An 8,780-nucleotide genomic window follows, 5' to 3' on the forward strand; every position below is an offset into this window, starting at 1 on the left:
TGTTTATGACCCGCACCGACCCCTCACATGGCTCAACTTCGTTCACCTGTCCGCACTGTCAGACACAGGCTCAACAGATCTGGACTGAGTCTGTGTGGATCAACATTGGGAACCACAACGGCACCACCGGGTGGGACACCATCGATCGCTCGGAGTGTCACGTCTGCGAGAACGAAGCGATCTGGCTCAGAACCGAGTCCAGGGCACCCGCCGCTACAGGAGGGCTAAACCCAGCCGCACAGGCACCGGACGAATCGTGGACCATGATCTGGCCTCCGAGCACAGCTGGTGCACCGCCCCACGAGAGCCTGCCGGAGAACTTACGAGACCTGTACGAGGAGGCGCGCGCGGTTGCGGTGTTCTCTCCACGCGCAGCAGCAGCTTTACTACGACTGCTGACCGAAACCCTGGTGAGGCAGTTTGCTGATTCCAAGGCGTCGTTGAACGACAGCATTGGCACCCTGGTCCGCGACGAAAAGCTCGGACCGCTAGAGCAACAGATGGCTGACTACCTCCGCATCACTGGGAACGGCGCGGTGCATCCCGGGCAGGTGGATGACGCTGATGGCGAAGCCGGCCGACGGGCAGAACTGATGTTCACCTTCATCAACCTGCTTGTAGAGCGATTCATCGCTCTACCGGAACGGACCGCTGAGGCCTACGCTCAACTCCCCGAGGGGGCCCGTGCCGCGGTCGACAGAAGAGACACCGCCAGGGCCTGAACCACCAAAGGAGAGACGTTATGTGCGGCCGGTTCACATTGGAATTCGATCTGAGTGCGAGTGGCCAGGCGAGCCGTTGCGGCAGACCTGCGGACGGGTTCAGGTCTGTCGCAGCACGGTCTGCGCTGAGTGCTTGCCCCGGGTCGTAGCGATCCGGGGCATGCGCGGTACCGCTTCGCGTCCGACAGGTGAGTCTGCGTGCCTAGAAGTCCCAGTCGTCGTCGCTGGTGTGCTCGGCCTTGCCGATGATGTACGACGATCCGCTTCCGCTGAAGAAGTCGTGGTTCTCGTCGGCGCTGGGGGCGAGGGCGGCGAGGATCTCTGGGCTGACTGACGTCTCCTCGGCGGTGAACCGTGCCGGGTAGCCGAGGTTCATGAGGGATTTGTTCGCGTTGTAGCGCACGAAGGCGGCGACGTCGCCCATCAGGCCGAGGGGTTCGTAGAGCTCGCCTGAGTAGTCGAGCTCGAGGTCGTAGAGCTCTTCGAGCAGGGTGTACGTGAACTCCTTCATCTCGTCGCGGCGGTTGGGGTGAGCCTCGAGGCCGCGCTGGTACTTGTAGCCCGAGTAGTAGCCGTGCACGGCCTTGTCGCGCAGGATGAGTCGGATCATGTCGGCGGTGTTGGTCAGGGTGGCGTGCACGGAGAAGTGCAGCGGCAGGTAGAAGCCGGCGTAGAGCAGAAGGCTGGAGAGCAGGGTGGAGGACACCTTCCGCTTTAACGGGTCGGGCCCGTAGTAGTACTGGAGCACCTTCTTGCATCGCGCTTGAAGCAGGTCGTTTCCGATCGCCCAGCGGTAGGCCTCATCGATCTCTCGGGTACTGGTCAGGGTCGAGAACACCGAGGAGTACGAGCGGGCGTGGACGGACTGCATGAAGGCGATGTTGGTGTAGACGGCTTCCTCGTGCTCTGTGCGGGCGTCCTGGATCTGGCAGATCTCCCCGACGGTGGCCTGCACGGTGTCGAGCATGGTAAGGCCGGTGAAGACTCGCATGGTGAGGGTTCGTTCATGGGGCGCGAGTGCTTGCCAGGCCTGGTGGTCGTTGGACAGGGGCACCTTCTCGGGCAGCCAGAAGTTCGCGGTCAGGCGGTTCCAGATCTCGAGGTCCTTCTCGTCGCTCACGCGGTTCCAGTTGATCGGACGCAGCGGTGCGCTGGGGTCGTGTCGGTATGCCGGAGGGGTGATGGAGCCTTCTACGGCTGTTGTGGCGGTCATGCTGTTCTCCTCTGTTCGTTGTTCTTGTCGTTCGTCGTGGCTGTCCGTTGCCAGAACAGGTCGAGCCCTTCGTTCACGCACTCAATATCGCGCTGGGTGCCCAGGAGTTCGAAGCGATAGAGCTCTGGGACACCGCACTTTCGGGAGATGACTGGGCCGGCGAGGCAGTAGTGCTCGCCGAAGTTGGTGTTGCCTGCGGTGATCACCCCGCGCAGCAGCGCACGGTTGGCGGGATCGTTGAGGAAGGCGATGACCTGCTTCGGCACGGCCCCGGCCTGCTCGCCGCCGCCGTAGGTGGGGACCACCAGAACGAAGGGGCGGCACACGCGGACCATCCCCTCGACACGGGGGCGGAGCGGGATCCGCACCGCAGGCCGCCCCAGCCTCTCCACGAAGCGCAGCGTGTTCTCGGAGACGCTGGAGAAGAACACGAGATCTGCTGACTCCTGTGGCGTCAGGTCACGTGTTCCGAGTCCCGGTGCTGCGCGCTCGATGCCTGCCGTCATCGATCCCTCCTTCGTCGTCGTCCCATCCGACTGACCTCGAACTACTAGATGTTGGGTCTGCACTCCGCGGGGGTGACACATGTAGTGATATCAGTCCTGGCAGCCCTCAAGCATACGCCACGCCGGGTTTGTAACTTCGGCATACCGAACCATACGATTTGAGGGTCCGGAAGTGGCCACGCCTGTGGCCGTGAACGAAGAGAGGTCGCCGATGCACATGCGAGGACGATGGAAGGCTGCGCTCGGCGCAGTCGTTGCGAGTGCGGCGCTGGTGCTCACCGGCTGCTCCGCTGGAGCCAGGCCGGATGCTGCCGACGACGGAGAGAAGCCGGTGGTGTTGACGACGTTCACCGTGCTGGAGGACATCGCGGAGAATGTTGCGGGCGACCACCTCGTGGTCGAGTCGATCACGAAGCCTGGCGCGGAGATCCACGGGTACGAGCCGACGCCGGGAGACATCCGGAAGGCCTCGGATGCCGACCTGATCCTGGACAACGGCTTGAACCTGGAGGTGTGGTTCGGCCAGTTCGTCGAGGAAGTCGATGTGCCTCATGTCGTGGTCTCGGAGGGGATCGATCCCATCGACATCGCGGGGGACGCCTACGCGGGCAAGCCCAACCCGCACGCCTGGATGAGCCCGAAGAACGTGCAGGTGTACGTCGACAACATGGTCGCGGCGTTCAGCGATCTCGACCCGGAACACGCTGAGGACTACGAGAGGAACGGGGAGACCTACAAGCAGCAGCTCCAGCAGGTCCAAGATGACCTGACGGGCGAGCTCGAAAGTCTTCCGACCAGCCAGAGAGCGCTGGTGACCTGCGAGGGCGCATTCTCCTACCTCGCCCGAGATGCCGGGCTGACCGAGAAGTACATCTGGCCCGTCAACGCCGAGCAGCAGGCGACCCCGCAGCAGATCACCTCCGCGATCGAGTTCGTCGACGAGAACGAGGTCCCCGCCGTGTTCTGCGAGTCGACGGTCTCCGACGACCCCATGCAGCAGGTTGTGGGTGCTACGAATGCACGCTTCGGAGGAACGCTGTTCGTGGACTCGCTCTCCGAGGAAGGCGGCCCGGTGCCCACGTACCTGGATCTGATCCGCCACGATGCGGACACCATCACTGCGGGACTCACCGGAGAGGACTCATGACGACAGCGGCGATCGATGTCAAAGGTGTCACCGTCCGCTACGGCGATGTACTCGCCCTCGACGACGTATCTGTTGCGGTGCGGGCGGGTGCGGTGACGGGGTTGATCGGAATGAACGGCTCCGGGAAGTCCACCTTGTTCAAGGCGATCACCGGCATGGTCCGGCCTGACGCAGGCAGCGTCCTGCTGAATGGCGCGCAGCCGGCGCCGGCCAGGCGGCGAGGACTCGTCGGCTACGTCCCCCAGAGCGAGGACGTCGACTGGGCTTTCCCCGTCTCTGTCCGAGACGTCGTGATGATGGGAAGGTACGGCCACCAGGGCGCCACGCGCCGAGTTCGGCCCGCTGACCGCATCGCTGTGGACGAAGCCTTGGAGAGGGTGGAGCTCACGGAGTACGCCGATCGACAGATCGGCCAGCTCTCCGGCGGGCAGAAGAAGCGCGCCTTCGTCGCCCGCGGGATCGCCCAGGACGCACGGATCATGCTGCTGGATGAGCCCTTCGCCGGCGTGGACAAGCGCAGCGAAGCCACCATCGTCGATCTTCTCCGCGCACTCGCTGACGACGGCCGTACCGTCCTGGTCTCCACCCACGACCTCCATGCTCTGCCGCAGCTCGCCGACGACGCCGTGCTGCTGCTGCGAACCATCCTCTTCCACGGCCCGGTGAAAGAGGCCCTCACACCCGAGAGGCTCGCTCTCGCCTTCGGCCTGGACGTTCTGCAGCAGGAGGGTGCCGCATGACCCCGCTCGACTGGCTCCTCGAGCCGCTCTCCTACGACTTCATGACCCGTGCGCTCGTCACGACCGTGATCGCTGCCGTGGTGTGCGCACTGCTGTCGTGCTGGCTGGTGCTCATCGGCTGGTCGCTCATGGGGGACGCCGTCTCTCACGCCGTCCTCCCCGGAGTCGTCATTGCCTACATCCTCGGTGTCCCGTTCGCCATCGGCGCGGTCGTCTTCGGGTTCCTGGCGGTCGGCATGATCGGGCTCGTCCGCGGGACGAGCCGCGTGAAGGAGGACGCCGCCATCGGCATCGTCTTCACCACTCTCTTCGCCCTCGGGCTGGTTCTGATCTCGGTCACACCCAGCCAGACCGACCTCAACCACATCATCTTCGGCAACATCCTCGGCGTCTCCCGCGCAGACCTCGTCCAGATCGCGATCCTGGCTACCGTGGCTCTTGTCACCCTGGTGTTCAAACGCCGCGACCTCACGCTCTACGCCTTCGACCCGACACACGCCCACGCGATCGGCCTGTCTCCCCGATTCCTCGGCGCGCTGCTGCTGGGTCTTCTGGCGCTGACCGCAGTTGCCGCTCTCCAGGTCGTGGGAGTGGTGCTCGTCGTCGCGATGCTCATCATTCCCGGAGCGACGGCCTATCTGCTCACCGACCGCTTCGGGCGGATGCTCGTGATCGCGCCGGCCCTCTCGTCACTCTGTTCCGTGGTCGGGATCTACATCAGCTACTGGGTCGACGCCTCACCCGGCGGCCTCGTCGTCCTCACCCAGGGATGCGCCTTCGCACTCGTCTACCTCATCAGTCCCAAGCACGGCCTGCTCAGCAAGAAGGTCGGAGCTCGCCGGTATCGACGCGATACGGCTCGCCGGCGTGAGGATCAGGTAGGCCCCGCAGAGACGTAGAGGGCATCTGTCGCAGAGCGTCCCAGCAACGTTGGCGAGCCCACTTCTCCAGAACGAACTTCCAGCGCATCGGAGAACGGCGCTCCCGCCGCGACCACAAGCGTGGCCCCGACTCCGATGCCCTGGGACTCGAAGAACTGCAACATCGCCGGGTCCGTGTCCGAGATCCGCTCGACCACAAACCTGCCCTCCGCTCCGACGTCGGTGAGACGCCGCGCATCAGGCACGGTCACTGTTCCGTCCGCTGCAGGGATTGGATCACCGTGCGGGTCACGCCGGGGGCGACCCAGAACGTCATCGATCCTCTCCACCATCAAGTCCGAGACGGCGTGCTCGAGCTGCTCGGCCTCCTCGTGGACCTCGTCCCACCGATACCCGAGGGTCTCCACCAGAAACGTCTCGATCAAGCGATGCCGCCGCACCATCACCAGCGCGTACGAACGACCGACCTCCGTCAACTCGACCGAGCCATACCTCGCGTGAGACAGAAGACCCTGCTCAGTCAGTTTCCGCACCGCATCCGAAGCGGACGACAGGGCAACACCGGTCCGCTGCGCGATGAGCTTCAACGTCACTGGCTCGTCACTCCACTCGGACAACCCCCAGATCGCCTTCAGATAGTTCTGGGCACTCGCAGACAGCTCATCGACGGACATGGCACGACGATAGCCTCGAAGCTTCAACTTAGCTATATAGAACTCGAGGCTTCGGCGCGCCACGGACTCACGTAGTAGGCATCGACCGTGAGGTGCGTCCCGGGCCCGCGCCTCATCCGGCACTGACGCAGAACCCTGAGAACAATGCTCAGCCGAATGAATCTCTCCCCCGGCAATGGAGACGGGCTGCTGCACGGTTATGCGGCCACAGGTCAGGACCGCGCAGCGCAGTGGGAGGCCGTCTACAGCATCGCTCCGCGCACCAAGGCGCCGGTGGTGCGCGAGTTCGTTGACGACGACGGCGAGATGCAGCGGAGCCTCGAGCTGGCGCGCTGGGGTCTGCACCCCGCGTGGGCGAAGGACAAGGGGCCCCGCCCGATCAACGCGCGCCTAGAGACGATCGCGACCAACGGCATGTTCCGCGGACCGTTCTCGAGCAGTCGCACCATCGTGCCCATGACCGGCTACTACGAGTGGGTCGAGGCCGACGACGGCGGCAAGGACCCGTACTTCATCCACCACCCCGACGGGCAGCTGCTGCACGCCGCCGGCCTCACCGCCGGTCGCAAGGCCGAGGACGGCGACGGCTGGGACGTCACCTTCACCATCGTCACGCGCGAGGCGAGGGACGCCAGCGGCGAGGTCCACGACCGCATGCCCGTCTTCCTCACTGAGGACGCTGTCGCCGAGTGGCTCGTCCCCGGGAAGCTCGAGCCCGCGCAGAAGGACCCTCTCCTCGCGCAGCTCGACCAGGTCTCCACCACCATGGCCGCCGAGCTGGTGACCGTGCCGGTAGACCGCCAGGTCAACAACGTCCGCACCCTCGACCGCACGGACCCCTCGCTCATCGCACCGCTCGACGCCGACTGAGCCCGCCGGCGCCTGGCTGTCCGGCCCCGAGCGCACACTGAGCCCCGTGAGCCCCCAGCCCTTCACTCCCTATCCCGCTCCGCCCTCCGGGCGGTCGAGCGAGATGCGCGCGAGATACCCGCGCTACTACGCGCAAAAGGACCTGCTCGGCGCGGCCGAGTCGGTCGTCGCCGACTACCAGCGCGCCGTCGCAGGCGGCACCACGGTGACCATGAACCACAGCTGGCGAGACCCCAACGTTCCGGACGAGTCTGTGCAGGTCATCGTGGGCGGGGAGCGGCTGCTCCTCACCGTCGACGAGTGGCTGGACCGCATCGAACTCGCCAAGCCCCACGTGATGTCCTGGGTATCCGCCCGGGTACACCTCGAGGGCGCGAAAGACCGCGCCCGACGCGGACGCGTGGAGCCGTACTGGCACGAGGCGATCCGCCGCGCGAACCCCGGTCGACGCTGAGCGAGGAGCACGACGGGTGAGACAGGGCGGCGTAGTCGGCTTCGAGGCCGAGGGAAGAGGGGCGCGCCGGGAGCCGTACCCGACAGGAGCGTCCCCGACTTCGGAGGACCGACCGGCGGTTCCAGCCCGGACCAGGTCTGTGGTCCCGCGAGGGAGTGGGATGAGCGTCCTGGTCATGGTCGAAACTGCAGGGGTATAGAGGGGTTAGGCGGCCGCTCGGGCGTGGTTGTCCGGCGCTAGGGTGGCGTACCCACGCGGCGGGAGGAGGTGGTCGGGCGATCGCAGAGGCGCTGGTCATGGTGGTGGCACTGGTGACGGCGATGCTCAACCTCGGCGCGGCTGTGCTGCGGCTGCTCGAGACTGAGCGGGGTAGGGGTCGTCGGGACCGAGGCGGACGGCACCGGCGATGAGTGCACAGGAGGGGGCGGCCGAGCTGCCCCCTCCTGTGATGTCCCCGCCGCTCGCAGAAGGCGCCGGAGAGCCGTCGGGGCGCGGGGAGAGGAGTTAGGGGGCGGCGCGGTGGGCGCCGGGGTGGTGGCGGCGGCGGATGCATGGCGCTTTGGCGCGGGGCATGAAGGCGTTGCAGCGCGGTTGCTCGCGCTGGGCCAGGATCCGCTCTGGGTCGGAGCTGCCCGCCACTCGATCCAGTGCGGCTCTGAGTGCCCGTCCGGGGTCCAGTGCGCCGCTGGCGGGGTCCCAGGCGTGCGCCAGTGCCGCGTTCAGCTCATCAGCCGAGAGGAGATCGGCAACGTCCTGGTCGAGCGCACCGACGGCGACAACGGACTTCACGAGCCCCGCGGGTGGGGGCTCGGGGCGGTAGTCCCACAGTTCCAAGCCGTGCTTCTGCGCGGTCGCCTCGTATACCTCGAGCATGTCCCAGATGCTCTGGACGACGTCCTGGTCGAGCGTTCCGCTGGCCACGAGCGCGTTCACGGCGTCGTAGACGCGGTTGTTGCTGCGCGGCCCGATCGCGACGACCTCGATCAGTCCCGTGCCCTCCGGGGAGATGGTGGAGCGAAAGACGATCCGGTGATCCCCGCGCAGCGTCGAGGCCGTGTTCAGTCCCGCGAGGGCGTTGGACAGCGGATGCTTCCCCCAGGGCTTCGCGAAGAGAGCAGTGAGGTCATCGAGCACCTCGTCCCACTGCGACTGCTCGACATGCTCCGCGATCCACTCCTCCACGTGGCTAGATAGCACCAGCTCAGCCTGATCATCCGGGAAGTGTTCACCGGCGCGCATGCAGCCGCTCGCGCACCTCGTCCACGCGAGAGAACTCAGACCTCTCAGCGACCAGGTCGGTAACTCCCTGGACGAGACGGTCCGCGGCGTGCCGCAAAGACCTCTCCAGCTCGTCGAAGTGCTCAGGACTCATCACGACCGCGGTCGGCTTGCCGTGATTGGTCAGGACGACAGTGCGCTCAGCAGCCTTCTCTGCCAAGAACCCAGCACCCTTCTTCGTCGCGACCGTGGCAGGCATGCGCAGAGGGGTAGTCATGCCGCCAACTCTAGCAGAGTGAGCCCCGGAAGTTCGAACTTTGTTCTCGTGCTCGACCGTTGATGCAACGGCTCTAGC

General features: G+C 65.7%; 11 protein-coding genes. 6 read left to right on the forward strand and 5 right to left on the reverse strand.

Annotated features, from left to right (window positions below):
- Nucleotides 1–722 (forward strand): DUF4145 domain-containing protein (locus tag ACT3TZ_RS14695; protein WP_444584179.1); only part of this gene is annotated, 722 nt, incomplete at its 5' end.
- Between the two features lie 202 nt (nt 723–924).
- On the opposite strand, the gene nrdF is transcribed toward ACT3TZ_RS14695, so the two are convergent.
- Nucleotides 925–1,935 carry a class 1b ribonucleoside-diphosphate reductase subunit beta gene (nrdF, locus tag ACT3TZ_RS14700; protein WP_102237450.1) on the reverse strand — a complete coding sequence of 337 codons (1,011 nt, stop codon included), beginning with the start codon at nt 1,933–1,935 and terminating at the stop codon, nt 925–927.
- Nucleotides 1,932–2,441: a class Ib ribonucleoside-diphosphate reductase assembly flavoprotein NrdI gene (gene nrdI, locus ACT3TZ_RS14705; protein ID WP_106505696.1), complete on the reverse strand. Its 510-nt coding sequence runs from the start codon at nt 2,439–2,441 to the stop codon at nt 1,932–1,934. The genes nrdF and nrdI overlap by 4 nt, the downstream gene beginning before the upstream one ends.
- A 217-nt stretch (nt 2,442–2,658) precedes the next feature.
- Here nrdI and ACT3TZ_RS14710 point away from each other — a divergent pair, with 217 nt between their 5' ends.
- From ACT3TZ_RS14710 to ACT3TZ_RS14720, 3 genes are read left to right on the forward strand one after another with little or no spacing between them, the layout of a single operon-like run.
- Complete coding sequence (locus ACT3TZ_RS14710; protein WP_199173956.1) at nt 2,659–3,588, forward strand: metal ABC transporter substrate-binding protein; 930 nt, start codon at nt 2,659–2,661, stop codon at nt 3,586–3,588.
- Nucleotides 3,585–4,328, forward strand: a complete 744-nt coding sequence (locus tag ACT3TZ_RS14715) for a metal ABC transporter ATP-binding protein (RefSeq protein ID WP_102237453.1) — start codon at nt 3,585–3,587, stop codon at nt 4,326–4,328. The genes ACT3TZ_RS14710 and ACT3TZ_RS14715 overlap by 4 nt, the downstream gene beginning before the upstream one ends.
- Nucleotides 4,325–5,227, forward strand: coding sequence for a metal ABC transporter permease (locus ACT3TZ_RS14720; RefSeq protein WP_193866803.1), 903 nt, complete (start codon nt 4,325–4,327; stop codon nt 5,225–5,227). Before ACT3TZ_RS14715 ends, ACT3TZ_RS14720 begins: the two co-directional genes overlap by 4 nt.
- Here the strand turns inward: ACT3TZ_RS14720 and ACT3TZ_RS14725 are convergent.
- Entirely contained in the window at nt 5,203–5,883 is a 681-nt protein-coding gene (locus ACT3TZ_RS14725; protein ID WP_102237455.1) for a metal-dependent transcriptional regulator, read from the reverse strand. The genes ACT3TZ_RS14720 and ACT3TZ_RS14725 overlap by 25 nt on opposite strands.
- Before the next feature lie 156 nt (nt 5,884–6,039).
- Here ACT3TZ_RS14725 and ACT3TZ_RS14730 point away from each other — a divergent pair, with 156 nt between their 5' ends.
- Together ACT3TZ_RS14730 and ACT3TZ_RS14735 are read left to right on the forward strand one after the other, a co-directional pair.
- Nucleotides 6,040–6,753 (forward strand): SOS response-associated peptidase, encoded by a 714-nt coding sequence (locus tag ACT3TZ_RS14730; protein ID WP_443424598.1) that lies wholly within the window; start codon nt 6,040–6,042, stop codon nt 6,751–6,753.
- Between the two features lie 46 nt (nt 6,754–6,799).
- A complete protein-coding gene (locus tag ACT3TZ_RS14735) occupies nt 6,800–7,207 on the forward strand; it encodes a hypothetical protein (protein WP_193107384.1) in 408 nt (135 codons plus the stop codon).
- Nucleotides 7,208–7,711: 504 nt separating this feature from the next.
- On the opposite strand, the gene ACT3TZ_RS14740 is transcribed toward ACT3TZ_RS14735, so the two are convergent.
- Nucleotides 7,712–8,404 (reverse strand): hypothetical protein, encoded by a 693-nt coding sequence (locus ACT3TZ_RS14740; RefSeq protein ID WP_441446903.1) that lies wholly within the window; start codon nt 8,402–8,404, stop codon nt 7,712–7,714.
- 28 nt (nt 8,405–8,432) lie between these two features.
- Entirely contained in the window at nt 8,433–8,702 is a 270-nt protein-coding gene (locus ACT3TZ_RS14745) for a type II toxin-antitoxin system prevent-host-death family antitoxin (protein WP_193107382.1), read from the reverse strand.
- Nucleotides 8,703–8,780 lie beyond the last annotated feature (78 nt).

Source organism: Brachybacterium sp. AOP25-B2-12 (assembly GCF_052378625.1).
Taxonomy (GTDB): domain Bacteria; phylum Actinomycetota; class Actinomycetes; order Actinomycetales; family Dermabacteraceae; genus Brachybacterium.